We start from the raw sequence: 287 nt of genomic DNA, 5'->3' as shown, positions 1-287 counted from the left end.
AAGATATGCCTCCGAAGGATAAGGTCATAAACATTTCCTTCGCTGTGTGTGCAGCTTTCCTATTAGGCGATCATTTATCTTTCACAGCCAACTTTCAGCCATCCTTAATTTTACCCGTCATAGTAGGCAAGCTATCTGCCGGCGGTATTGGAATCGGTCTTGCTTACTGGCTGTCCGTTCCGAAAGCTTTGGAATTGGAGGGAAAAGATCGTGCAGCGGGAGTCATCGGCATAAATGAATATAAAACGAATAACCAGGAAGAAGATAGCGATGAAATCCAAGTGGTG

1 protein-coding gene is annotated in these 287 nt (G+C 44.6%); it reads left to right on the top strand.

All coding sequences use genetic code 11. From position 1 onward, the window contains the following. The coding region (gene eutH, locus SB773_RS31135; RefSeq protein WP_410594128.1) for an ethanolamine utilization protein EutH at nucleotides 1-287 on the top strand (287 nt) is incomplete at both ends.

This window comes from Bacillus sp. SIMBA_074, from assembly GCF_046534555.1.
Classification (GTDB): domain Bacteria; phylum Bacillota; class Bacilli; order Bacillales; family Bacillaceae_G; genus Bacillus_A; species Bacillus_A mycoides.
Note: the sequence above shows the minus strand (reverse complement) of the source record. Positions and strands in the feature narration are given on the sequence as shown.